The sequence below is a fragment of the Bradyrhizobium sp. SZCCHNR1017 genome (assembly GCF_032381375.1).
Taxonomy (GTDB): Bacteria; Pseudomonadota; Alphaproteobacteria; order Rhizobiales; family Xanthobacteraceae; genus Bradyrhizobium.
This window is the reverse complement of record NZ_JAUHIR010000004.1, coordinates 21,670-46,815: the sequence shown is the minus strand read 5'-3', so window position 1 is coordinate 46,815 and position 25,146 is coordinate 21,670. Positions and strand designations below refer to the sequence as shown.

Annotated in this window: 22 protein-coding genes and 1 riboswitch; of the genes, 11 read left to right on the top strand and 11 right to left on the bottom strand. The window is 67.7% G+C overall.

Annotation, left to right across the window (positions count from 1 at the left end; all coding sequences use genetic code 11):
* Nucleotides 1-75: 75 nt before the first annotated feature.
* The gene (maiA, locus tag QW863_RS12415; protein WP_315714046.1) at nucleotides 76-747 is read left to right on the top strand and encodes a maleylacetoacetate isomerase; all 672 of its coding nucleotides are present in this window, start codon (nucleotides 76-78) and stop codon (nucleotides 745-747) included.
* Between the two features lie 21 nt (nucleotides 748-768).
* Here the strand turns inward: maiA and QW863_RS12410 are convergent, their stop codons facing one another.
* The 9 genes from QW863_RS12410 to QW863_RS12370 form a co-directional block, all read right to left on the bottom strand.
* Nucleotides 769-1,938, bottom strand: coding sequence for a TAXI family TRAP transporter solute-binding subunit (locus QW863_RS12410; RefSeq protein WP_315714047.1), 1,170 nt, complete (start codon nucleotides 1,936-1,938; stop codon nucleotides 769-771).
* Between the two features lie 349 nt (nucleotides 1,939-2,287).
* Entirely contained in the window at nucleotides 2,288-4,519 is a 2,232-nt protein-coding gene (locus QW863_RS12405; protein ID WP_315714048.1) for a tetratricopeptide repeat protein, read from the bottom strand.
* Nucleotides 4,520-4,872: 353 nt separating this feature from the next.
* Entirely contained in the window at nucleotides 4,873-5,166 is a 294-nt protein-coding gene (locus QW863_RS12400; RefSeq protein ID WP_315714049.1) for a DUF1330 domain-containing protein, read from the bottom strand.
* A 182-nt stretch (nucleotides 5,167-5,348) separates the two neighbouring features.
* Entirely contained in the window at nucleotides 5,349-5,645 is a 297-nt protein-coding gene (locus tag QW863_RS12395; protein ID WP_315714050.1) for a copper-binding protein, read from the bottom strand.
* Nucleotides 5,646-5,740: 95 nt separating this feature from the next.
* On the bottom strand, nucleotides 5,741-6,199 hold the full coding sequence (locus QW863_RS12390) for a cupredoxin family protein (protein WP_315714051.1): 459 nt from the start codon (nucleotides 6,197-6,199) through the stop codon (nucleotides 5,741-5,743).
* Nucleotides 6,200-6,246: 47 nt separating this feature from the next.
* A complete protein-coding gene (locus tag QW863_RS12385; protein WP_315714052.1) occupies nucleotides 6,247-7,581 on the bottom strand; it encodes a copper oxidase in 1,335 nt (444 codons plus the stop codon).
* Between the two features lie 13 nt (nucleotides 7,582-7,594).
* Entirely contained in the window at nucleotides 7,595-9,007 is a 1,413-nt protein-coding gene (locus QW863_RS12380; protein WP_315714053.1) for a TolC family protein, read from the bottom strand.
* A 10-nt stretch (nucleotides 9,008-9,017) separates the two neighbouring features.
* Nucleotides 9,018-9,308 (bottom strand): hypothetical protein, encoded by a 291-nt coding sequence (locus QW863_RS12375; protein WP_315714054.1) that lies wholly within the window; start codon nucleotides 9,306-9,308, stop codon nucleotides 9,018-9,020.
* Between the two features lie 69 nt (nucleotides 9,309-9,377).
* Nucleotides 9,378-9,845, bottom strand: a complete 468-nt coding sequence (locus QW863_RS12370) for a hypothetical protein (RefSeq protein ID WP_315714055.1) — start codon at nucleotides 9,843-9,845, stop codon at nucleotides 9,378-9,380.
* A 170-nt stretch (nucleotides 9,846-10,015) separates the two neighbouring features.
* Between QW863_RS12370 and QW863_RS12365 the strand changes: the two genes are divergently transcribed.
* Together QW863_RS12365 and QW863_RS12360 are read left to right on the top strand one after the other, a co-directional pair.
* The gene (locus QW863_RS12365) at nucleotides 10,016-11,254 is read left to right on the top strand and encodes an MFS transporter (RefSeq protein WP_315714056.1); all 1,239 of its coding nucleotides are present in this window, start codon (nucleotides 10,016-10,018) and stop codon (nucleotides 11,252-11,254) included.
* 310 nt (nucleotides 11,255-11,564) lie between these two features.
* On the top strand, nucleotides 11,565-12,881 hold the full coding sequence (locus QW863_RS12360) for a TAXI family TRAP transporter solute-binding subunit (RefSeq protein WP_315714057.1): 1,317 nt from the start codon (nucleotides 11,565-11,567) through the stop codon (nucleotides 12,879-12,881).
* Between the two features lie 19 nt (nucleotides 12,882-12,900).
* On the opposite strand, the gene proC is transcribed toward QW863_RS12360, so the two are convergent.
* Both proC and QW863_RS12350 read right to left on the bottom strand, forming a co-directional pair.
* Entirely contained in the window at nucleotides 12,901-13,728 is an 828-nt protein-coding gene (proC, locus tag QW863_RS12355; protein ID WP_315714058.1) for a pyrroline-5-carboxylate reductase, read from the bottom strand.
* A gap of 163 nt (nucleotides 13,729-13,891) precedes the next feature.
* Complete coding sequence (locus QW863_RS12350; RefSeq protein ID WP_315714059.1) at nucleotides 13,892-14,392, bottom strand: YbjN domain-containing protein; 501 nt, start codon at nucleotides 14,390-14,392, stop codon at nucleotides 13,892-13,894.
* 394 nt (nucleotides 14,393-14,786) lie between these two features.
* Nucleotides 14,787-14,980, top strand: a riboswitch (FMN riboswitch).
* 77 nt (nucleotides 14,981-15,057) lie between these two features.
* On the opposite strand from QW863_RS12350, the gene QW863_RS12345 reads away from it, so the two are divergent.
* The 8 genes from QW863_RS12345 to QW863_RS12310 all read left to right on the top strand — a co-directional run bounded on the left by QW863_RS12345 (nucleotide 15,058) and on the right by QW863_RS12310 (nucleotide 25,141).
* Entirely contained in the window at nucleotides 15,058-15,663 is a 606-nt protein-coding gene (locus QW863_RS12345) for a 6,7-dimethyl-8-ribityllumazine synthase (RefSeq protein WP_315714060.1), read from the top strand.
* Between the two features lie 477 nt (nucleotides 15,664-16,140).
* Nucleotides 16,141-17,349, top strand: a complete 1,209-nt coding sequence (locus QW863_RS12340) for an MHYT domain-containing protein (RefSeq protein ID WP_315714061.1) — start codon at nucleotides 16,141-16,143, stop codon at nucleotides 17,347-17,349.
* A 328-nt stretch (nucleotides 17,350-17,677) separates the two neighbouring features.
* Nucleotides 17,678-18,541 (top strand): xanthine dehydrogenase family protein subunit M, encoded by an 864-nt coding sequence (locus tag QW863_RS12335; protein ID WP_315714062.1) that lies wholly within the window; start codon nucleotides 17,678-17,680, stop codon nucleotides 18,539-18,541.
* 231 nt (nucleotides 18,542-18,772) lie between these two features.
* Nucleotides 18,773-19,273, top strand: a complete 501-nt coding sequence (locus QW863_RS12330; protein ID WP_315714063.1) for a (2Fe-2S)-binding protein — start codon at nucleotides 18,773-18,775, stop codon at nucleotides 19,271-19,273.
* The gene (locus tag QW863_RS12325) at nucleotides 19,270-21,690 is read left to right on the top strand and encodes an aerobic carbon-monoxide dehydrogenase large subunit (protein ID WP_315714064.1); all 2,421 of its coding nucleotides are present in this window, start codon (nucleotides 19,270-19,272) and stop codon (nucleotides 21,688-21,690) included. Before QW863_RS12330 ends, QW863_RS12325 begins: the two co-directional genes overlap by 4 nt.
* 349 nt (nucleotides 21,691-22,039) lie before the next feature.
* Nucleotides 22,040-22,909 (top strand): MoxR family ATPase, encoded by an 870-nt coding sequence (locus QW863_RS12320; protein ID WP_315714065.1) that lies wholly within the window; start codon nucleotides 22,040-22,042, stop codon nucleotides 22,907-22,909.
* Nucleotides 22,906-24,111: a VWA domain-containing protein gene (locus tag QW863_RS12315; RefSeq protein WP_315714066.1), complete on the top strand. Its 1,206-nt coding sequence runs from the start codon at nucleotides 22,906-22,908 to the stop codon at nucleotides 24,109-24,111. Before QW863_RS12320 ends, QW863_RS12315 begins: the two co-directional genes overlap by 4 nt.
* A gap of 214 nt (nucleotides 24,112-24,325) precedes the next feature.
* Nucleotides 24,326-25,141 (top strand): XdhC/CoxI family protein, encoded by an 816-nt coding sequence (locus QW863_RS12310; RefSeq protein WP_315714067.1) that lies wholly within the window; start codon nucleotides 24,326-24,328, stop codon nucleotides 25,139-25,141.
* Nucleotides 25,142-25,146: the final 5 nt, after the last annotated feature.

Genomic DNA, 25,146 nt, shown 5'->3' with positions numbered 1-25,146 from the left:
GATATCGAATGTCGACCGTGGGCGACGGATCGATCGAAGACGTCGACATTCACTCGCCTGCCCAGGGGGACCCGCATGAAGCTCTATTCGTTCTGGCAGTCGCTGGCGAGCTTTCGCGTGCGCATCGCGCTCAACCTCAAGGGCATCGCCTATCAGCAGGTCGCGGTCGATGTCGACCGGCAGCAGCATCGCGACGAGGCCTATGCCGCGCTCAACCCGCAGATGGCGCTGCCGGCGCTGGTGCTCGACGACGGCACCGTGCTGACGCAGTCGCTGGCGATCCTCGAATATCTCGACGAAGCCTGTCCGGGCGCTGCGCTGCTGCCTGCCGATGCCAAGGGGCGCGCGCGGGTGAGGGCGCTGGCGGCGATGATCGCCTGCGATGCGCATCCGCTGACGACGCCGCGGGTGCAGCGCTATCTCACCGAGGTGCTGCACGTGGACGACGCGGCGCGCGCGGCCTGGCTCAGGCACTGGGCGGCGGAGATGCTGGTCGCGATCGAGGCCCAGCTTGCCGGCCATGTCGCGACCGGCCGGTTCTGCCATGGCGATGCGCCGACGATGGCCGACATCTGCCTCGCCGGCCACGCCGTCTTCGCGCGCAATAAAGGCCTCGACCTCGCCGCGACGCCGACGGTGCAGCGCGTCGTCGAGGCCGCGATGGCGCTGCCGGCGTTCGCGTCCGCCCATCCGCTGGCGCAACCCGATACGCCGGCGGCGCTGCGCCGCAAGCCGGCGGTGTCGTAGTCGACGCCACGACCATCGGCGCTATCGCGCCGGCTGGCCGCCGTCCCGCTTCATCCAGTCGCGGAACTGCTCGAACAGGACCCTGGTCTCGTCCTCGCTCATCCGCCGGCCGCCGGTCGGCGCCCGCGTGCTCATCCACTCGTCGAACTGCTGCTTGATGGCGGCGCCGTCGGCCTGCGGCGGGCGCGTGCTGGCCAAAAGCTCCTCCGCGGCGCGGAAACGGGTCCAGCCGGGCAGCGAGGAGGCGAGGTTGATCTCGTTCCATTTCGGATGGAACGGCGGCCGCTTGAACTGGTCGAACCGCTTGAACAGATAGTCGACGAAGCGCGCGACGCGGCGGTAGCGCTCGGTCTCCGGCGGCCAGTTGTAGACCGCCAGCACCTGCGGCACGCCGATCGTCTCGACGCTCTCGCCGGGCTTGAGCAGATTGGGGTAGTCCTGCGAGGTCAGCTTGGTCGGCACGTAGTAGTCCTGCAGGCTGCGCGCAAACGGAATCGGCAGGAAGTGGAAGCCCGGCTCGGGCTTGAACTTGGCGAACAGATCGGTCGGCTTGCCGGTGACGTGGACGACGCCGGCGATCTCGCCACTGCGCATCTTCTCCAGCGCCACCGAATTGTTGATGAACACCTTTTCCGCGCCGATCTTGAGCCGGTCGAACACGATGCCGCCGGTGAGGTTGGCGGCGCTGCCCACGGTGTTGAAGGAGACCTTCTTGCCGGCGAGATCCTCCAGCGTCCTGATCTCCGGGCGGACGTAGACGTGCATCTCGTTGATGTAGAACGAGCAGATGTAGCGGATCCGGTTCTTGATGTTGGCGAGCGTGCCGTTGCGGACGAACTCGTCGAGCACGTCCGCCGAGGTGATGGTGACGTCGACGCCGCGCAGATACAGCAGGTCCTCGATGTTGCCGAGCGCGCCGTAGGTCACCATCGGCAGCACGCGCAGATTCGGGCGGTCGTCGAGCACCTTGGCCATCTCGGCGGCAAACCGGATGTTGGTGCCTTCGAGCAGGCCGCCGGCGACGCCGACCGTCCATTCGTTGGACTCCTGCAGCTTGCCGCCTTCGCCGGCCGCAGCGGCCGTTGCCGCCGCCGGCCTTCCGGTCCGCGCCGTCTGTGCCATGGCCGGCAGCAACGGTGCCGCCAAACTCAATCCCGCCGCAACGACGCAACTCAACAACGCGACCCGCATGCCCCAAATTCCTCCGTTGCCGGCCACACGGCGATCGCGAGGCACGGTCGATTTTCGCGCATTATCTCCTTGGTTGATGAATGAGGTCTACTACTCGCCGGTTGGGCGCAACCGGGGCTGCTGCGAGGCGCATCCTCGCCACCAAAAAGCCATGGGCTTGATTGCGCCTTGGTCTGGACGGAGAAACGCCGTGGTATCAGTCCGAGAGTCGCGCGAGATCGCACGCGGCCAAAACGGCACAGCGGAAATAGATGCAGCTTGCGGTTGCAGGGGGCGGTCGAAGCCGGACGTTCGTGCGATCGGGCGTCGGGGCCTGCTGCGAGATCGAGGCCTTGGCACGCCGGCGCGATCAGGCGCCGGCCTTGCCTCCCTTGGCGCAATAGTCCCGCCAGAACTGCCGATAGCCGGCTTCGACGCAGCGCGTGTAGTTGGCGACGTCGCCGGCCGGCGAGCGCGCGACCAGGCCGGGTAGTTCGGGCCGCAGCTTCGCCAGCAGCTCGGGCTGCGCGGCAAAGCTCTTGGCGATCCGGATGTAGCCGTCATCATCGCCGGCGACCCAGTCGGCGAGGCCGGCCGCGGTCAGGATGCCGCCGGCGGCGCGCGACGCCGCGCCGGCGCCGAGCTTGGCGACGACCGGCACGCCCATGTAGAGCGATTCGAACGTCGAGATGCCGCCGTTCTGCGGGAACGGGTCGAGCGAGATGTCGATGCGCTCGTAGGACTTGAGATGCTCGACGCGCTCGCTGGCGCCGAGGCAGAGGATGCGCGCCTCGGGCACGCCGTGTGCGACGAAGCGGGCGAGCAGCCCGTCGCGCACCGCGGGATCGTTCAGCGCGAGATGCTTGACGACGAGCTTCGCGTCGGGGACATCGGCGAGCAGCCGTGCCCACAGCGCGATCGCCGCGTCGGAGATCTTGTCGATGCGGTTGTAGACGCCGAAGGTGACGTAGCCGTTCGTCAGCATCGGCAGCGGCGACGGCGGAACGTCGAGCACCGGATCGATCGTGATCACCGAGGGCAGGTCGTGGACGTGCTCGGCGAACAGCGGCCGGACGCTCTCGGGCACCGTGACCGGATCGGCGAAGAAGTAATCCATGGTGGCAAGGCCCGTGCCGGTGCCGCTGCCCCAGGCCGTGACCTGGATCGGCGCCGGCTTGCGCGCGAACACCGGCATGCGCGTGCCCGTGGTGTAGCCGGAGAGATCGACCAGGATGTCGACGCCGTCGGCCTGGATGCGGTCGGCCAGCTCGTCGTCGGACAGGCTCGAGGCCTCGACCCAGACGTCGGCGATCGACTGGAACGTCGCGGTGTAGGAATCGTGTCGCGGCGAGGTCGAGTAGCAGTTGACCTGAACCTGCGACTTGTCGTGGCCGCGCAGCACGGGCAGGAAGGCGAAGGCCGCCGAATGCATGCGGAAGTCGGCCGAGACGTAGCCGACGACGATGCGCCGGTCGGGATCGAGCGAACGCGGCGCAAGCTTGCGGCGCGGGAATCTGGAGCCGACCGCCATCCACCAATATTGCCGCGCCGCCTGCTGGACCGCGAAGTCGGCGCCGGGCAGGAAGTCGAGATAGAAGATCTTCTTGGTGATCGCCTCGTCATAGTCCGGCTGCACCGCGAGCGCCTGGTCGAACTGGGCGATGGCGCCTGCGACGTCGCCGAGCCGGCCGCGGCAGGCGCCGAGCAGGGTGAGCGCGACCTGCGCCTTCGGATTGGTGTCGAGCACGCGCTTGCAGGCGGCCATCGCCTGCGCGACGTTGCCGTTGAGGATGCAGATCTGCGCCTTGCCCTGCCATCCCAGTTGCAGATTGCGATCGAGCGTCACGGCGGCGTCGAAATCGGCTTCGGCTTCCGCCGTGCGTCCGGAGATCATGTAGAGCCGGCCGCGATGCGCCCGCAGCTCGGCGTGGGCCGGGCGTGCCGCCAGCGCCGCATTGAAGGTCGCTTCCGCCAGCTCGAAATGGTGCAGCTCGAGATGGGCGAGGCCCTTGTTGACCGTGGCCTCGAAATGGTTCGGGCTGAAGGCCAGCGCGCGCTCGGCGCTGGCGGCAGCGGCGTCCCAGCGCCGCAGCATCAGCTCGGCGACGCTGCGATTGCACCAGGCATCGACGTCGTCCGGCTTGAGCTCGAGGGCGCGGGTCGCGGCCGCGAGCGAGGCCTCGCCCTGTCCGAGCCGCAGCAGCGCGATCGCGAGGTTGCGCAAGGTGATCGGCGCATTCGGGCGCAGCGCCAGCGATCGCTCCAGCGCGGCGCGCGCCTCCTCGTAGCGCTCGCAATTGATCAGCGCCCAGCCGAGATTGGACTGCGCGTCGGCGGAATTCGGCTCCATCGCGACGGCCTGCGCCAGGAAGGCGGTGGCCTCGGCGAAGCGCGCCGACGACACCAGCGACACGCCGAGCAGATGCATGGCATCGAAGCAGCCCGGGACCTCCTGCAGCAGCTTCGCGCACAGCGACTGCGTCTCCGCCTGGCGTCCGGCCTGGAAGGCCTTGTACGCCGTCGTCAGCTGCGTCTCGACGAGCTTCTTCTGCTTCTTTTCCTGCCGCGCCTTCTGGAAGGCGCGCGAACCGACGGTGCTCAAGGACTTGGGTCTCCGGACAGACAGGACGGCATGGCGTCGGACGCCGCAGCGAAGCGCTGCGGCCGGCAACCGGGCCGCCGCCATGCCCGGCGGCAGCAAAGCCCAGGATGTCCTGTGGTCGTCCGGTCGCCGGCCACGCGTAGCGCGACGCGGCAAAGCTTGCCCGCGCCATGGTTAGCAAATGGTTAACGGGAGGACGGAGGGAACTTGTTGCGCCCGCGAATGCCCAGGGAGCGACGGGGCAGTTCGCGCAGGGCTGATCAGCGCCGCGTGATCCGCCAGCTGCGGATGTCACGCCGACGATAGGGCGCCTCCTTGGCTCGGCACAGCCTTCCGGCACAACATTGCAGCGCTCACTCCGCGCAGCCGTCGACCAGCACCAGCCGGCTTGACGTGGCGCGGTGACGGATCGCGAACAGGTCCTGGATCTCGGGATCACCGAGGAAGTCGGTGGCGTTCTGGCGCGACGGGAATTCCAGGATCACGATGCGCTCTGGCGTCCAGCCGCCTTCGACCGGCGTGGGCACTGCGCCCTGGACGATGTAGCGGCCGCCATGCCTCGCGATGAAGGCGGGGATCCGTTCGATGTAGACCTTGAACGCTGCGAAGTCGTGAACGGCGAGATCGAGGACGAGATAGGCTTTCATGACATGCTCCGCGCAGGGAGCCGCGATCATACGATCCGAACTTGGAATGCAAACCCATCCGGCCGCCGGTTCGTGGCCTGATCCATCCGCACGTTATTCCGGGCTCGCGCTGTCCGGCGACGTCGTCGCCGCGCGCGCCCCGGAATGGCGGTGGAGAAAGGGACGGCTCGAAACGCTGCCGCCTACTTGCCCTTCTCGATCTTGGTCACCGTGTAGCCGGAGGCGTCCTCGACCGCCTCGAACTTCACCTTGTCGCCGGCCTTGAGGCCTTTCAGCAGCGCGGCGTCCTTGACGCGGTAGACCATGGTCATGGCCCCGTCCATGCCAAGACTCTTGGCCGGGCCGTGGTGGAGCGTGATCTTGGCGTTGGCCTCATCGACCTTCTTGACGTCGCCGCTGATGGCCTCGGCGGCGAGGGCAGGGGTCGCGAGAGCGAGAACCAACGCGGCGGCGGTCGCGAGCTGAGAGAACGTCTTCATGATGTGTTTCCTTCTAATGGTGAACTCATGGCGAGGCGTAGGGCGGATGACGCGGCGATGATCCGCCCTACGCGTTGTCAAGACGGCTTCATCCGTCACTTCACGGCAACGTGGCCGGTCATGCCGAACTCGCGATGATCTGGGATCAGGCAGGAATATTCGAACGTGCCGGGCTTGGTGAACCGCCACAGCAGCTCGGCGGTCTTGTTCGGCGCGAGCCGGGCGCCGTTGGGCTCGTCGTGCTCCATATGCGGGTGCTTCTTCATGACCGCGGCGTGCTTCAGGTTCTCGGCCTTGGTGGCGAGCAGGAACTCGTGATCCTCCTTGCCAGTGTTGCGCAGCACGAAGCGGATCTGCTCGCCGCGCTTCACCTCGATGCGCGCCGGCGTGAACTCCATCTCGCTCAGCAGCACCTCGATGGTGCGTGACGGCTGCTTGGGATCACCCGGCTCACCGGCGGAATAGCCGCGCGATCCGTGCTGCTCATGGCCACGGGCCGGTGCGACGATCAGAGCGGCCGCCGCCATTGCGCCGATCGCGAATGCAGTCTTCATGGAGATCTCCTGATGGTGGTCGTCGGTTGATGCGGTGCTTGGTGAATTCAGCGCTGCGTGCGAGACTGCGTCGGTGCGCCCTCGCTTCGCCGCACCGGCTCCGGCGCGCTCGCGACTTCGTAGGCCACGGTGCCCTTGGGGAACTGATACGGGCCGGGATCGCGGTAGTCGTCGCGGGCGAGGCCCTCGCGCACCTTCACGGTCGTGAACATGCCGCCCATCTCGATCGGCCCGAACTGGCCGCTGCCGGTCATCATCGGCAGCGTGTTGTCGGGGGCCGGCATCTCCATGTTGCCCATCGCCATGCCGGTGTTGCCCATCACCATGCCGTCGGGCGCGAGCTTGCCGACGGCGGCGGCCAACTCCTTGCGCGGCACGCCGATCAGGTTGCGCATGTCGTGGCCCATCGCATTCATCGTGTGATGCGACTTGTGGCAGTGGAATGCCCAGTCGCCGGGGTTGTCGGCGGTGAAGTCGAGCACGCGCACCGCGCCGACCGGCACGTCGGTCGTGGTCTCCGGCAGTTGCGCCGTTTCGGGAAGCCAGCCGCCGTCGGTGCCGATCACCTTGAACTTGTGGCCGTGCAGGTGGATCGGATGGTTGGTCATGGTGAGATTGCCAATGCGGATGCGGACGCGATCGCCGAGCCGCACCGGCAAGGAATCGATGCCGGGAAACACCCGCGCATTCCAGGTCCACATGTTGAAGTCGGTCATCTCGTTGACCTTCGGCAGATAGCTGCCGGGCTCGATGCGGTAGGTCGACATCACGAACACGAAGTCGCGGTCGACCGGCGGCGGCACGTTGTCGCGCGGATGCACGACGATCATGCCCATCATGCCCATCGCCATCTGCACCATCTCGTCGGCGTGCGGGTGATACATGAAGGTGCCGGCATGCTTCATCTCGAACTCGTAGACGAAGGTCTTGCCGGGCTTGATGTGCGGCTGCGTCAGGCCGCCGACGCCGTCCATGCCGCAGGGCAGGATCACGCCATGCCAATGTACGGTGGTATATTCCGGCAATCTGTTGGTGACGAAGATGCGGAGCCTGTCGCCCTCGACCGCCTCGATGGTCGGGCCCGGCGATTGGCCGTTGTAGCCCCACAGATGCGTGGTCATGCCGGGCGCGAACTCGCGTGTGACCGGCTCGGCGACGAGATGGAATTCCTTCCAGTCGCCGTTCATGCGGAACGGCAGCGACCAGCCGTTGAGCGTGACCACCGGCTGATAGTCCGGGCCGGCGCTGGGATGCAGCGGCGGCTGCATCACGGTCTTGTCCATGGTCGGCGCCTCCGGAATGGAGGCAGCCTGGACGCGGCCGGAGACGGCGGAGGCGCCGGCCAGCGCCGCGGAGCCGAGCAGGGTTCGGCGGGACAACATGTTGGCTCTCCTCTCAGTCGTTGCTTGGCGCGAGCGCGCTCGCGGTCTGCTGTGCGCTGTCTTCGCCGCTCGCGACTCCGCCGTTGACGGCGGCCGACAGCTCGGCCTCGGCGAGGAAGAAGTCTCTGACGGCGTCGATCGCGGCGCGGCGCGAGGCCAGGCGCTGCCGCGCCTCGAGCAGCAGCGCGAAGATGTCGACCTGCATGCTGGAATAGCGCAGCTGCATCTCCTCGCTGATGATCCGGCGCAGCGGCAGCACCTCGCGTGCGTAATGGCCGGCGATGTCGAAGGCCGCGCGGTAGCTGCGATAGGCGTCGCGCGCCTCGGAGCGGACGGTGACGGCGCGCTCGGTCAGGCGGTTGAAGGCGATGTTGTAGGTCTCGGCCGCCTGCCGCACGCGGACCTCGCCGCCGTCGAAGATCGGGATCTGGAACTGCACGTCGTAGCCGCGTTCGCGGATGACGCGGCCGTCGGGCTCGACGGTCTTGCGGTCGAGGCCGGCGAGATCGAGCAACGTGACGAAGCGCGTCGCCTCGCTGAGCTGCAGCGAGGTGGCGAGCGCCGTGAGCTCGAGGCGGGCGACCTGCAGATCGATGCGATGGCCGACGGCATCGGCCTCGACGAAGGGCTGGCTCAGCGGGCGGCGCGGCAGCGCCGGCAACCGATCGGGCAGACGGAAATTCAGATCGTCGCCCCACAGGCCCATCAGACGGATCAGCCGCTCGCGGGCGCTTCCTGCGGCACGGCGGGCGGTGGCGAGCTCGGCCGTGGTCTCGGCATAGAACACCTGCTCGCGCGCCTGATCGAGCCGGTTGAGCGCGCCGGTCTCGCCGAGCTTCGAGGCGAGCTTCGCGGTCGCCCCCGCGGCCGATTGCGCCTCGACGAGCAGGGCCACCAGCTCGTTGGCGGCGACGGCGCGCACATGCGCGCGGCGGACCTCGGCGGCGAGCCGCAGTGTCGCCAGCGCGGCCTTCAATTGTACCTGGCGAAACCGCTCGCGCGCGATCTCCGAGCGCAGCGGCAAGGTGGCGAGCGCCAGGATGTCGCCGGCGACCTGACGCTCGGCCTCCAGCGCGCCGTCGCCGCTGATGCGCATGAGGGAGAAGGTCGGGTTGGGCGGCAGGCTGGCCTCCACCATGTCCGCCTCGCTGAGCGCGAGGGCGTTGTAGGCGGCCTGCAGGCCCTTGTTGTTGAACAGCGCGACCTGCACGGCGGCATCGGCCGACAAGGGCCGGGCGAGCAGCCGGCGCGTCGCAGCGCGGACGCGCTCAGCATCGTCATCGCCTCTCACCGAGGCGACCTCCTTGCCGGTGGTGTGGCCGGTGATGTCCGCGACGGCGCTCATGCCGCCGTCCGGCGAGAACGAGGCGCAGCCTGCGAGCGCAAGTGCTGCGGCGAGCGCCGCGAGCCTGATGGTCCCCTGCATGTGGCGCTCCTTAGCGGCTCGGCTCAGGGCGCGGTGCGCCGGGGTCGGTGCGCTGGCCCCATGCGGCCGGCGCGGCCGGGCGCAGCGGCGTGTAGGGTCCGACGACGCCCGACATGCGCACGGGCGCAGCGTTCGCCGCCGGATCGGCCGGATCAGCCCCTGCTAACGCGACCGTGCGCGGCTGGCAGGCGGCGAGGCTCGTCGCGGCAAGCAGCGTCAATGCGCCGGCGACGACGGAGAATGGCAGGCTGCGCCGCGCCGGACATGCGGCAGCGGGCGTCGCCCTGGATTGCGACAACATGAGGTATCCTTGGTCTGATGAAACGCGAGCGGCCGCGCGTCATTTGCGCGCGAAGCCGGGGTCGTTCGCTCAGGCCAGGACGATGGGGGGACGGTACAGGCGCGGCGGCGTGCGGCCGGGCAGGCCTTCGTCGCGCGCAACGACGCCGGTGGCAGCGAGGCGGGCGGGGAGGGCGACTGCCGGCAGCGTGGCGGCCAGGCCCACGGCGCACATCATGGCGCAGCACGGGCCCGGCATCTTGCCATGATCGTGGTGCGACGGTGCGGAAGCTGGAGCGTGCATCCCGGCGTCTGCGACAGGGTGAGCATGATGATGGACGTGCGCCGCAATTGTCTGTGGCATCGCCGTCATGACCATCTCGTGGCGAGCCGCATCATGAGGCGAGACCACAGCGCCAACGACGGTCTCGTCGAGACAGGGCGCCGCCCCCGCGCCGAGCGCGAGCGCCACGCCGGGGCTGACCACGCAGACGAGGTAAGCAAGGACGAGCAGCCGTCCTGCCACCATCAGCATCTTCCGTGTCAGTCCCAACGACATGCGCGGCCAATCACTCCAATCCGGCGCGCAACCTAATGATAAAGCGTTGCGCCGCCAAGAGGGCCGAACCGTGATCGTGCAGATCCCTCCTGTTGCGCTGCTTCTGCATGCCCATTGCCGCAGCAATGTGGCTTGACCTGATGCGGTGCGGCAACGAAGTTGCTGAAATCGTGCACGGACCCAATACAAGATTCGAGCAAGCGCCTCATTTCATTCCGGACTCGCGCCAGGCCTGGGCGCGGCTGGCGCTTGCGCTCGTCATCGGTTCCATCGGCGGCGCGGGGATGTGGACCGTCGTCGTCGTTCTGCCGGTCGTGCAGGCCGAGTTCGCTGCCAGCCGCGGCGCGGTCTCGCTGGCCTACACGCTGACGATGTTCGGCTTCGGCCTCGGCGGCGTCATCGTCGGCCGGATCACCGACCGCTTCGGCATCGTCACCGCAATGGCGCTCAGCATCGCGACGACGGCCGCGGCCTATCTGCTCGCCGGCGCCTCGGTGACGCTGTGGCAGTTTCAGGCAGTGTACTTCCTCGTCGGACTCGGCTCGTCCGTCACCTTCGCGCCGCTGATGGCGGAGGCGTCGCACTGGTTCGTGCGCTATCGTGGCCTCGCCGTCACCATCGTCGCCTCCGGCAACTACGTCGCCGGCACGGTATGGCCGCCGCTGGTGAATTGGGGCGTGCAGCAGATCGGCTGGCGCGCCAGCCATGTCGCGCTCGGTGTGTTCTGCGCGGTGACGATGAGCGCGCTGCTCCTGGTGTTGCGCGCCCGCATGGATGGCGCCGGCGCGCAGAATCATGCCAGCGCGGCGCCGCCGCAACTGGAGCTGCCGATCTCCACCAATGCGCTGACGGTGCTGCTCAGCGTCGCCGCGATCGCCTGCTGCGTGGCGATGGCGATGCCGCAGGTGCACATCGTCGCCTATTGCGGCGATCTCGGCTACGGCGTCGCCATCGGCGCGCAGATGCTGTCCTTGATGATGGCGCTCGGCATCGTCAGCCGGATCGGCTCCGGCTTTCTCGCCGATCGCATCGGCGGCGTCAGGACCTTGCTGATCGGCTCGCTGGCGCAGGGTTTTGCGCTGCTGTTCTATCTGTTCTTCGACGGCCTGACGTCGCTCTATCTGATCTCGGGCATGTTCGGCCTGTTCCAGGGCGGCATCGTACCGAGCTATGCGATCATCGTGCGTGAGGCGATGCCGGCGCGCGAGGCCGCCACCCGGGTCGGCATCATCATCTTCGCCTCGGTGTTCGGCATGTCGTTCGGCGGCTGGGTCTCGGGCGTCATCTTCGACGCCACGGGGTCCTATTCGGCGGCCTTCGCCAACGGCATCGCGTGGAATGGCCTGAACCTGGCCATCGTCGTGACGCTGCTGATCCTGGCACGACGGCAACACCGGCTGGCAGCCTGAAACAAGAGGCGTTGCACGAGAGCCACAGCCGGAGTCCAATATCCGGCTTATATGCACGTCGTCATACAAAATCCCGGCGGCCGCCGCAAATCGATCGAATCACGTCACGCAACTATGGAACTCGATCGGAGCCGATCGCGGCCATTTGGCCTCGGGCGCGCTCCGCATCGCGAGGTTGGTTGTCGCGAGGTCTCAGCCGAGGCCGCGGTCGCCCGTCGCATGCCTGACGTAGGCAGGCCTCGAGGTGAATGCTCCGAACGGGTCGAGAACGCTGCGGCGGCATCGCGATGGTGCAGGAGGCCGTTGCGCTATGTCCATCGTTACGAAGGCAGCTTCGCAAGTCGCGCTCGCCGCGCTCGCAGCCGGACTCATGCTGAGCCAGGCATCGGCGCAGGCCTGGCCGCAGCTGCAACAACAACCGCCGCAGCCGCCGCGCCCGGCAGCGACCCGCTCCATCATCGTGCCCGTCGCCCCGGCCGCCCGGCCGAACGGTGCGCCCGTGATCCCCGCGCCGCCACGTCCCGCCGGCCTGCCGGCGTCGCTGTCGCCCGCGCCCGGTAGCGGGCCGGACGTGTGGCGGCTGCCCAACCCGACCGACGTCAACGACGGCACCGTCACCATCATCACCGCGCCGGCCGGCGGCGCCACCTCCGTGTTCGGCTCGGACATGGCGCGCGTGCTCGATGATCAGACCAACGTCCGCGTGCTGCCGGTGCTCGGCAAGGGACCGGTGCGCAACGTCTCGGATATTCTGTTCCTGAAGAGCATCGACATGGGCGCGGTCGCCGCCGACGTGCCCGAATTCTATCGCCTGCAATACGGCATTCCCGACATCACCTCGCAGCTCCGCTACATCGCGCGGCTCTATCACAACGAGATCCATGTCATCGCGCGCTCCTCGATCCGCTCGATCTTCGATCTCAACGGCAAGCGCGTCATCGCGCCGACCGATGTCGGCTTCTATTCCGCGCGCGTGATCTTCAACCGGCTGGGCCTGACAGCGTCATTCGACTACGCGACCGATGACGCCAAATCGATCCAGAAGCTGATCGATGGCGACGCCGACGCCTACATCGTCTCTACCGGCAAGGTGTTCCAGCTCGCCCGCAACATCAGGAACGACAACCGCGCGCTGCACTTGGTGACGATCCCCTACGACCGCCGGCTGCAGGACCTCTATCTGCCGACGACATTGTCCTCCGAGGAATATCCGAACCTGCTCAACCCCGGCGAGACGATCGAGACGGTGGCGATCGGCATGCTGCTCGTCAGCTACAATTGGCCGGAGAATACCGAGCGCTACCGAAAGGTGGCGCGCTTCGTCGAGGCGTTCTTCGCGAACTACGACGAGTTCATGAAGCCGCCGCGGCATCCGAAATGGCGGGAGTCGAGCATCGTCGCCGCCATCCCGAACTGGAAGCGGTTCAAGGCCGCGGAAGAGTGGCTGCTGGCGCACAACATGGTGCCGCGGCCGCAGGTCGCCGACGTGCGCCAGACCCAGTTCGAGAGCTTCGTGCGCCAGAGCGGGGGACAGCTGTCGAACGATCCGGCTGAGCGCAGCGCCCTGTTCCGCCAGTTCCTGCAATGGCGCCAGCAGCATGGCGGGCCGCCGACGCCGTCGCGCTGAGCTGTCAGCTCGCGGTTGTCTACTTCGCGAGCTCTTTCGAACGCGCCGTGGCCGCGGCGACCGCCTTGGTCAGCAGCGGCTGGAAGCCGTCGGCTCCCATCAGCACCGACAGCGCCGCGGCGGTGGTGCCGCCCGGCGAGGTGACGTTCTGGCGCAGGGTGGCGGACGGCAGGTCCGATTGGCGCAGCAGCTCGCCGGCGCCCGACACGGTGTGGCGCGCGAGCTTCGTCGCCAGGGACTCGGGCAGGCCGGCGGCGACGCCGGCGCGGGCGAGCTCCTCGGCGAGCAGGAACACATAGGCGGGCCCCGAGCCGGACACGGCAGTCACCGCGTCCATCAGCGCCTCCTCGTCGACCCATTCCACTGCGCCGGTGGCACGCAGCAGCGCGTCCGTCAGCCCGCGCTGCGCGGCGCTGACGTTGCCGGCCGGCACGGCCACGGTGATGCCGCGGCCGATCGCGGCGGGCGTATTCGGCATCGCGCGCACGACCGCGCCGCCGATCGTTTGCTGCAAGCCGGCGATCGTCGTCCCCGCCATGATCGACAGCACCAGCGTCGCGTCGCCGACCCACGGCTTCAAGGCGGGGCCGGCGTCGGGGAACATCTGCGGCTTGACGGCAACGATGACGACCTCGGCCGGCGCAGTCGCCGTCGGATTGAGGCGGACGCCTTGGGCCTTTAGCGCCGTGATCTCGGCCGACGGCATCGGCTCGATCACGACCACGCGCGCGGGATCAAGGCCGCCGGCCAACCACCCGGTCAGCATCGCCCCGCCCATCTTGCCGGCGCCGGCCAGCACGATGGTGCCGGTGAGCTGATGAAGCAGGTTGTTGTCCGCTGATGTCACGACGCACTCCGCTGTCGTCCCTGCGAAAGCAGGGACCCATAACCACCGGCGGTTCTAGTGGAGCAGGGGCAGAGCGACAAGCGTCGCGCGCCACACGGACATCACGCGGTATGGGTCCCTGCGTGCGCAGGGACGACACCGCGTGTGATGGAGCGGCGGCGGCTTACGCCTCGCCCTCTGTATCGAACAGCGCCGCCGCCATGGCCTCCTGGGTCGACTTGCCGGCCCAGACCACGAACTGGAAGGCCGGGAAATAGCGCTCGCAGGCGTGGATGGCGCCCGCCAGCATGCTCTCGCATTGCAGTCCCGACGCGGTGATCCCGCCGGGCAGCACCAGGGCCTGGCGGTGCATCACCATGCCGGTGTGGGTCCAGATGTCGAAATGGCCGAGCCAGAGCTGCTCGTTGATCGCGGCGATCAGCCGCTGCACCTCGGCGCGGCGCGCCTCGGGAATCTTCATGTCGAAGGCACAGGCCAGATGCAGCGCCTCGATCTCCGCCATCCAGGTGAAGGAAAGCTGATAGTCGGTCCACTGGCCCTTGGAGGCGATCGTGATCTCGTCCTCGCCGGAGCGCTCGAACATCCAATTATTGTCGGCCGCAATTGTCTCGACCACGCTCAGCGGATGATCTGCGGAATCGATAGTGCTTTCGAGCAGGGACATGCCGTCTCGACCTCGTCTTCTTGATCTCGTTGGTACATACGCGGCGACCCGGCCCACGCCCTCTTGGCGCTTCGCGACCCGGCTTGCAGTCCCGGAGGTACCCCGAGGCGTGCGAGGACAAACTGATGTGATTTGCGGAATCTGCGCAACGGGGGGGCGAGTCCGTCCACAGCCAAACACCGCTTCGTCCACAACTCCTGTCCGGCCTGTGGAATCATCGGCGAACGAGAACAAAACGGAATCGGACACGCCGCAGCCGCTCGGTCTGAGGTGATTTGGCCGCAGGAACGGCCGTGAGCGTCTGCATGGCCGCCCGTCGCGGACCGCGGGCGTGAGGCCTTGCCGCAGCCGCCGACCGCCTGCATAGTTCATTCAGGCCGTCCATCCGGGCGGCCGATGTTCTCAGGGCGGGGCGAAATTCCCCACCGGCGGTAAGCGTTCTCGGTCGAGCGCGAGCCCGCGAGCGCCTTCTCGGCAAGGCACGGTCTGGAGAATTCTGTTCTCCGGAACGTGTCGCGCAGAGAAGGGTCAGCAGATTCGGTGCGATTCCGAAGCCGACGGTCACAGTCCGGATGAAAGAGAACGGGTCCCGGCACCCCGCGCAATCCAGCGTGGGGGCGTCGTCGTTCCGTGTGCCCTGATTCTGGTCTCTGACGAGGACAACCATGAATCAGATGTTGCAAGACGCGCCTACTGATACGCCCACCGACACCATCACCGCAGGAACGTCGCCGCCGGCGGATACGCCGGTCGCGTCACCGCCCGACGAGTCGCCACCGGCGCCGTCGCATCCGCGCTTCAGCAAGCCGCAGCGCGTCGCCTTCGTGCAATCGGCCTGGCATCGCGACGTCGTCGCCGAATGCCGTCTGGCCTTCCTCGACGAGATCGAGGCGCGCCACATCCCGCGCGATCGGGTCGACATCTTCGAGGTGCCGGGCTCGTTCGAGATCCCGCTGCATGCGCAGCTCCTGGCCAAGACGCGGCGCTATACCGCGATCGTCGCGGCCGGCCTCGTCGTCGACGGCGGCATCTACCGCCACGAATTCGTCGCCGACACCGTCATCAAGGCGCTGATGGACGTGCAATTGCGCACCGAGGTGCCAGTGTTCTCCGCGGTGCTGACGCCGCAGCAATTCCACGAGACGCAGGCGCATTTCGAGTTCTTCCGCAAACATTTTGCGATCAAGGGCATCGAGGTGGCGACCGCCTGCGCCGAGACGCTGCTGAGCCTGGAGCGGCTGCGCAGCCAGGTCGCGGCGGGGATTATCTGAGGCGGACGGTGTGTGGCCGGTCACGGCCGGCCACACATGCTTCAGTGTCGGGAGCCGAGGTCTCACCGCGACGGCGGCCTGCTCCCCTCCCCCTTGCGGGGAGGGGTTGGGGGTGGGGGTCTCCGGGCGCTGAACTTGGTGATGCGCACCGTTGTATTTACCCATCTAGGACGGACTCAATGATGCGAGTCGTTGCCGTCGTGCTCCGCAGAATTCGATTGGTCATCAGCTAAGGTACGACTCGGGGACCCCCACCCCCAACCCCTCCCCGCAAGGGGGAGGGGAACTCACCGCGTTCGCCGCTCCAGATCGAATCCAACGTCTGGCGCCACGCCAATCAAGCTTGCCGCCCTCGCTTGTCCCCCAGCGACAACACGCCCCCTCACGCTCCCCGCCTTGTGTTGTCAATTTCCTCGCCACCCCTGTAAAATCTCCCTTGGGAGGAGGCTGGCCCGTGGCGACGGGCGGCCGACAAGGATGATCGAAGGATACGATCCTTATCTCGTCGCGCTCTCGGTCGTGATCGCGAGCCTGGGTGGCTATACCGGTTTCAGTCTCACCGCGCGCATCCGCAGCGGGCCGGGAGAGAATGCGCGCGTGCTGCTGTCCGGCGCCGCCGGCATTCTGGCTGTGGGCATCTGGACCATGCATTTCGTGGGCATGATGGCGGCGCCACTGCCGCCTGATGCCGTCTATCTGGTGCTGCCGACCATCATCTCGTTCCTGATCTGCGCGCTCGTGATCGGCATCTCGCTGTTCTTCGTCAGCATCGGCGATCCCTCCCCCCGGCGCGTCGTCCCTTCCGCGCTGCTGCTCGGCGCCGGCATCGCCAGCATGCATTATGTCGGCATGCACGGCCTGTCCGGCTCATTCGGGTTGACGCATGATCCGGCGCTGGTGGCGCTGTCGGTGGCGATTGCGATCGGCGCCGCCTATGGCGGCCTGCGCATCTTCCTGGCGCGGCAGGACGGGCTACGGCTCGCCATCAGCGCGGTTGCGTTCGGCATCGCCGTGTCCGGCATGCATTACACGGCGATGCTGGGAATGCATGTCGTGCCGATGGGCGAGGGACACCACCACGCCGCACCGGGACTTGCTGCGTCGCCGCAAGCGCTCGCGATCGTCGTCGCCGTGCTGTGCTTCGTCATCGCCGCCGGATTTTTGCTGTCGCTGGTGCCGGACCCGCGCCGTCAATCGCAGCCGATGCCGGCCGTTGCCGAGGCTGCGCCGCAATTGGCGCCGGAGCCGGCCGCGACGGCGGCCGAGCCGGTGGTCGAGGTCGCCGCCATGAGCCGGGCGACGGCGGCGCCGCTGGGGGGCATCGGCCAGCCGCCGCGCGCGACCGCGGCGCGATTGCCGCTGGAGGGCGCCAACGGCACCCATTTCATCGATGCCGGGGACGTGCGCAGCGTGCGCGCCGATGCGCACTACACGCGGATCCACGACGGCACCCGCGAGCGGATGTGCCCATGGTCGATCTCCGAGGCTGAGGCGCAGCTCGATCCCGGCCGCTTCATCCGCGTGCACCGCAGCCACATCGTCGCGATCGAGCATGTGATCTACGTCGGTCGGGAAGGCGAGGGCGCGATCATCGAGCTCGATGGCCCCTCGAAGCCGCGCGTGCCGGTGAGCCGCGCCAAGGTCGCGGAGGTCAAGGCGCGGCTCGGGCTGCGGCGGCCGGCCTGAGTTCAGCGTTCGTTTCGCTGCTGCAACAGAGCGCCGCCATTCTCCCCAACGCATGCAACACCGCGCGCGCGTCTTGCGCGGCCGCTCACGCCTTCACTCGCGCGATTGGGTCGCCCTCGCTGACGCAATTCGTGCGCGACCAGCCGCAATTCGTGCGATTTCGCCGCTCTCCGTGCCGGCTTCGTTGCGCGGCCAGCGATCCCGATCGACGCTCCGCGCCAATCCGCGATGCGTCCGCGTTCGCACTTCGCTCTCGCAGCACGAACGCCCGCCGCAACAACGCGACGGCCTTGCCGATAAGGCAGGCCAGCACAGGAGAGGAAATGTCATGATTCCTGGCCCGTTCGACTATCACCGGCCGGCGAGCGTCAGCGATGCGATCAAGCTGCTCGCCGACCTCGGCGATGACGCGCGACCGCTCGCCGGCGGCCACAGCCTGCTGCCGATGATGAAGCTGCGACTGGCGACCCCGGCGCATCTGATCGATCTGCACGGCATCGCCGGGCTCAAGGGCATCCGCCGCGATGGCGACCGCATCGTCATCGGCGCGATGACCACGCAGGCCGACCTGCTGGCCTCGACCGAGATCGGAGCCAGCCTGCCGATCCTGCACGAAACGGCGCTTTTGATCGCCGATCCGCAGGTGCGCTACCGCGGCACGCTCGGCGGCAACGTCGCCAATGGCGATCCCGGCAACGACATGCCGGCGCTGATGCTGGCGCTCGATGCAAGCTACCGTCTGGAGGGGCCGAACGGCGCCCGTGAGGTCGCGGCGCGGGAATTCTACCAGGGCGCCTATTTCACCGCGCTGGAGCCGGGCGAGATCCTCACCGGGATGAGCATTCCCGTTCCGCCTGCGGGACACGGCTACGCCTATGAGAAGCTGAAGCGCAAGGTCGGCGACTACGCGACCGCCGCGGCGGCCGTCGTGCTGACCATGGCCGGCGGCAAGGTGGCGAGCTGTGTGATCGCACTCACCAATCTGCACGAGACGCCGCTGCTCGCGACCGACGCGGCCAACGCCGTGATCGGCACGGCGCTCGACGATGCCGCGCTGAAGGCCGCCGCGACGGCGGCGCGCGCGATCATGCAGCCGGCGTCCGATGCGCGCGGCCCGGCCGAGTACCGCATCCATGTCGGCGGCATCATGGTGATGCGCGCCCTGCAGCGCGCGGCGGCGAGGGCGAAGTAGCAGGGTGTGCTGACACCGCGGGCCCGCATGCGGTGCCTTCTCGCCCCCGGCACGTCCTCTCATCTCCCTCCCCCCTTGTGAGGGAGGGGCGGGGAGGGGGGGGGTAGCCCCAAGCGAGACTGCCGCCGTGGACCCCCACCCCCGACCCCTCCCCGCAAGGGGGAGGGGAGCTCACCGCCCGGGAGGCTGATAGCCGGGCCAAAGCTCAAACAAATTTCAAGGGAGCACCAAATGCCCAAAACCCATATCACGATGAAGGTGAACGGCAGCGAGGTCGAAGGCCTCGCCGAGCCGCGCACCTTGCTGGTTCATTTCCTGCGCGAGCAGGCGCAGCTCACCGGCACCCATATCGGCTGCGAGACAAGCCATTGCGGGGCCTGCACCATCGACATCGACGGCATGAGCGTGAAGAGCTGCACCATGCTCGCGGTGCAGGCCAACGGCTGCGAGATCACCACGATCGAGGGCATGGCCAACGCCGACGGCACGCTGTCGCCGCTGCAGGAAGGCTTCCGCATGATGCACGGCCTGCAATGCGGCTTCTGCACGCCCGGCATGATCATCCGCGCGCATCGGCTGCTGCAGGAGAATCCGTCGCCGACGGAGGCGGAAATCCGCGCTGGCATCTCCGGCAACATCTGCCGCTGCACCGGCTACCAGAACATCGTCAAGGCGATCCAATACGCCGCCGCCAAGATCAACGGCGTGGAATTCCAGGAGGCCGCGGAATGAACGACCTGACTCCCACGCGGGAACAACGCGAAGCCGCGCTCGAAGGCATGGGCTGCCGGCGCAAGCGCGTCGAGGACATCCGCTTTACCCAGGGCAAGGGCAACTACGTCGACGACGTCAAGCTGCCGGGCATGCTGCACGGCGACTTCGTGCGCTCGCCGCATGCGCATGCGCGGGTGAAGGCGATCCACACCGAGGAGGCGCTGAAGGTGCCCGGCGTGCTCGCGGTGATCACCGCCGAGACCCTGAAGACCGTCAACCTCGCCTGGATGCCGACCTTGGCCGGCGACGTGCAGATGGTGCTCGCCGACGGCAAGGTGCTGTTCCAGAACCAGGAGGTCGCCTTCGTCGTCGCGACCGACCGCTATGCCGCCGATGACGGCGTCTCCAAGGTGGTCGTCGAATACGAGCCGCTGCCGGTGCTGGTCGATCCGTTCAAGGCGATGGACCCGGACGCGCCGGTGCTGCGCGAGGACCTTGCCGGCAAGACCTCCGGCGCACACGGCCCACGCAAGCATCACAACCACATTTTCGAATGGAGCGTCGGCGACAAGGAGCTCACCGACGCCGCGTTCAAGAAGGCCGACGTCACCATCAAGGAGATGATCTCGTATCACCGCACCCATCCGTCGCCGCTCGAGACCTGCCAGTGCGTCTGCGCGTTCGACAAGATCAAGGGCGAGCTGACGATCTGGGGTACCTTCCAGGCGCCGCATGTCATCCGCACCGTGGTGTCGCTGATCGCCAAGATCCCGGAGCAGAAGATCCACGTCATCGCGCCGGACATCGGCGGCGGCTTCGGCAATAAGGTCGGCGCCTATCCCGGCTATATCTGCGCGGCGGTGGCCTCGATCGTCACCGGCAAGCCGGTGAAATGGGTCGAGGACCGCATCGAGAACCTGACCGCGACTGCCTTCGCCCGCGACTACCACATGACCACGGAGATCGCGGCGACCAAGGACGGCAAGGTCACCGGCCTGCGCGTCCACGTGCTCGCCGACCACGGCGGCTTCGACGCCTGCGCCGACCCGTCGAAATGGCCCGCCGGCTTCTTCAACATCGTCACCGGCTCCTATGACTTCCCGGTCGCGCATCTCTCCGTCGACGGCGTCTACACCAACAAGGCGCCGGGCGGCGTCGCCTATCGCTGCTCGTTCCGCGTCACCGAGGCGGCCTATTGCATCGAGCGCGGCATGGACATTCTCGCGCAGAAGCTCGGCATGGACCCGGCGGAGCTGCGCCTGAAGAATTTCGTCAAGCCGGAGCAGTTTCCCTATCACTCGGCGCTCGGCTGGGAGTACGATTCCGGCGACTACCACACCGCCATGCGCAAGATGATGGAAGCGGTGGACTACGCAGGCCTGCGCAAGGAGCAGGCCGAGAAGCGCGCGGCGTTCAAGCGCGGCGAGACCCGTGAGATCATGGGCATCGGCGTCTCCTTCTTCACCGAGATCGTCGGCGCCGGTCCGTCGAAGAACTGCGACATCCTGGGCATCGCGATGTTCGATTCCTGCGAGATCCGGCTGCACCCGACCGGCGCCGGCATCGCGCGGATGGGCACCAAGAGCCAGGGCCAGGGACACGAGACCACCTGGGCGCAGATCATCGCCAGCGAGATCGGCATTCCCGCCGACAACATCATGGTCGAGGAGGGCAACACCGACACCGCGCCTTATGGCTTGGGCACCTACGGCTCGCGCTCGACGCCGGTGGCAGGCGCGGCCATCGCGATGGCCGCGCGCAAGATCAAGGCCAAGGCGCAGATGATCGCGGCCTACAAGCTCGAGGTCCATGAAGACGATCTCGAATGGGACATCGACGGCTTCCGGGTCAAGGGCCTGCCCGAGAAGGTGATGTCGATGAAGGACATCTGCTGGGCGGCCTACAACTCGGTGCCGCCCGGCATGGAGCCGGGGCTGGAGGCGGTGAGCTATTACGATCCGCCCAACATGACCTATCCATTCGGCGCCTATCTCTGCGTGATGGACATCGATGTGGATACGGGCGTGTACAAGGTCCGACGCTTCTATGCGCTGGATGATTGCGGCACCCGCATCAACCCGATGATCATCGAGGGCCAGATCCATGGCGGCCTCACCGAAGCCTTCGCCATCGCGATGGGCCAGGAGATCCGCTACGACGCCGAGGGCAATGTCGTCACCGGCTCGTTCATGGACTTCTTCATGCCGACCGCGGTGGAGACGCCGCATTGGGAGACCGACTTCACGGTGACGCCTTCGCCGCACCATCCGATCGGCGCCAAGGGCGTCGGCGAAAGCCCCAATGTCGGCGGCGTGCCGGCGTTCTCCAATGCGGTCAATGACGCGTTCTCGTTCCTGGGCGCGACGCACATCCAGATGCCCCACGACTTCTGGCGTAACTGGCAGGCGGCGAAGAACCTGGGCGTGGTGGCGTAGGCTATATCCAAGTGCACCTTCGTCATTGCGAGGAGCGAAGCGACGACTTGTCCGCCATAGCCCGAAGGGCGACGGCGGAAGCAATCCAGAGTCCCGCCCATCACCCTGGATTGCTTCCGCCTACGCCCCCTGCGGGCTTCGGCGGACACGTCGCTTCGTTCGCAATGACGCGGAGAGAGTGGAGCTATAACGGCATCGGCAGTGCGCTCCCCTCCCCCTTGCGGGGAGGGATTGGGGGTGGGGGTCTCCGGCGGCGGTGTCGCCTGATGCTACCCCCCACCCTAGCCCTCCCCCACAAGGGGGGGAGGGAGCGTACTGGCTTCGCGGTGAGATCGAGAATCAAACGCTGATGAAAGCCCGCGACGACATCGCGCAATCGCTCTCCGCTTGCGGCTATATCGCCGACGGCGAACTGGCGACCGCGATCGCTCTGATGCAGCTCCTCAGGCGGCCGCTGCTGCTGGAAGGCGAGGCCGGCGTCGGCAAGACAGAGGTCGCCAAGGCGCTCGCCTGCGTGCACGGCAGCGAGCTGATCCGTCTGCAATGCTATGAAGGCCTCGATCAGAGCTCCGCGCTCTACGAGTGGAACTACCAGCGCCAGCTGCTCGCGATCGAGGCGCATCGCGGCCAGCCGGACACCATCGAGGACCAGATCTTCTCCGAGAAATATCTGCTGGAGCGGCCGCTGCTTGCGGCGATCCGCCGCGCCACGCCGCCGGTGCTGCTGATCGATGAGATCGACCGCGCCGACGACGAATTCGAGGCGTTCCTGCTGGAGCTCCTGTCGGACTTCCAAGTCTCGATTCCGGAGCTCGGCACCATCAAAGCAATCAGCATCCCGCACGTGGTGCTGACCTCCAACGGCACCCGCGAATTGTCCGACGCGCTGCGCCGGCGCTGCCTCTATCACTACGTCGACTATCCCGACGTCGATCGCGAGGCGCGCATCATCCTGGCGCGGATCGACGGCGCCTCGGCGCAACTGGCCCTGCAGATCGCGCGCCTCATCGACTCCTTGCGCAAGGAGGAACTGCGCAAGGTGCCCGGCGTCGCCGAGACGCTGGACTGGGCGGCGGCACTGGTCGGGCTCGACGTGCGCGATCTCAAGGACCAGCCGGAGATGGTGCATGACACCTTGATGTGCCTGCTCAAGACCCATGAGGACCGCGCGCGGATCACGCGCGAGGTCACGGCGCGGCTGCTGGGGAAGGTCGCATGAGCTGCTGTGGCACCACGCCCGACCACGAGGACATGAACGCGGTCGCGCGGCTGGTCGCGGGACGCCTCGGTGCATTTCTCAAGACGCTGCGCGACAACGGCTTTGCGGTCGGCCTGTCGGAGGGGCAGGATGCGGCGGCCGTGATGAGTGCGGGCTATGCCGACAGGCCCGGCCTGTTGCGCTCCGCCTTCAAGCACCTGTTTTCGGCGCGCAAGAGCGAGTGGGATCGCTTCGACGGCCTGTTCGACGCGTTCTGGCTCGGCAAGCGCGTGCGCTCGCGCTCGCTGGTCGCCGGCGCGACGGCGAGAGCGAACAGCCCGTCCCTGAAGAGTCTGCAGGATGCGAATGCCGGTCAGCCGGAGCCTCACGGCGCGACCGATCAGATTCCCTCTGACGAAACCCCACGCGACGCGGGCGGCGAGGGCCTGCGCGAAGGGGCATCGCGCGTGGAGTCCATCAGCGATACCGACTTCCGCAAGCTCGCAGATCCTGACCAGGTCGCGCTGGCGCACGAGGCTGCGGCGCGGCTCGCCCGGGCGATGCGGACACGGCTGACGCGCCGCGATCAGTTGCGGCGCAAGGGCGAGCGGCTCGACCTGCGCCGCACCATCCACCGCAACATCAGCCATGGCGGTGTGCCGATTGCGCTGGTGCACCGGCGACGCAAGCACAAGCCGCTGCGGCTGGTGGTGCTGCTCGACGCCTCCGGCTCGATGAGCTCCTACACCGCGGTGTTCCTGCGCTTCATCCACGGTGTGCTCGACGCCTTTCATGAGGCCGAAGCGTTCCTGTTTCACACCCGGCTTGCCTATGTCTCGGATGCGATGAAGGAGAAGGATGCCGCGCGGGCGCTCGACCGTCTCTCGATGATGGCGCAGGGCGCCGGCGGCGGGACGCGGATCGGCGAGAGCCTGCAGACCTTCAATCGCTGGCACGCGCCGCGCGTCATTCATTCGCGGACCTGCGTGATGATCGTCTCCGACGGCTACGACACCGGTGACCCAGCCTTGCTCGGCCGCGAGATGGCGCAGCTGTCGCGCCGCTGCCGCCGCATCGTCTGGCTCAATCCGATGCTCGGCTGGGACGGCTATGCGCCGGAAGCGCGCGGCATCAAGGCCGCGCTGCCCTTCGTCGATCTCTACGCGCCCGCGCATACGTTGAGCTCGCTCGCGGCGCTGGAGCCTTATTTGGCGAGGTTGTGAGGATGCGGATGCGCGGCATCGTTGTGAGCTCAAGGCGCGCTGTCGCAGCATCGGTGGTGCGCTCCCTCCCCCCTTGTGGGGGAGGGCTGGGGAGGGGGGTACCCCGACATCGGTGCAAGACGCCCCCCTCCCTAGCCCTCCCCCACAAGGGGGGAGGGAACATACCTTCTCTGTCGAAGCAGTGTGCTTCCGACAGTCCGCAGAGGAGGCAGTCATGACCGCTGCTCCCGAACTGCTCGATCTCGCCGCGCAACTGAAAGCCAACGACGAGAGCTTCGTGCTCGCCACCGTCGTCCGTACGGTGTCGGTGACCGCCGCGAAGGCCGGCGCCAAGGCGATCATCCGCCCCGACGGCAGCATCGTCGCGGGCTGGATCGGCGGCGGCTGCGCCCGCGGCGCGGTGCTGAAGGCGGCGCGCGAGGCGCTCGCCGACGGCATCCCGCGCATGGTCTCGGTGCAGCCTGAGAACCTGCTCGCCGAGCTCGGCGTCAAGCCGGGCGAAACCAGGGAGGGCGTGCGCTTCGCCGCCAACATGTGCCCGAGCAAGGGCACCATGGACATCTTCGTCGAGCCGGTGCTGCCGCATCCCGCGCTGGTCATCCTCGGCGCGAGCCCGGTCGCGATCGCGCTCGCGGCGCAGGCGCGGCCGCTCGGCTATCACGTGACGCTGGCGGCGCCGGCGTCCGATCTCGTCACGACACCGGAGGCCGATGTGCTGATCGATGGCTTCGCGCTGGATCAACCGGCCGGGAGCAGCCGCTTCGTCGTGGTGTCGACGCAAGGCAAGGGCGACGAGGCGGCCTTGCGCGCCGCGCTCGCCTGCGATGCGGCCTACCATGCCTTCGTCGGCAGTCGCCGCAAGATGGACAGCCTGCGCGACAAGCTGATCAGGGCCGGCATCGACGCCGCGCTGCTCGACAAGGTCAAGGCACCGGCTGGCCTCGATCTCGGCGCCATCACGCCGGAGGAGATCGCGATGTCGATTCTGGCCGAGATCACGCAGGTGCGCCGGCGCGGCCAGCGCGGCTGAATTCC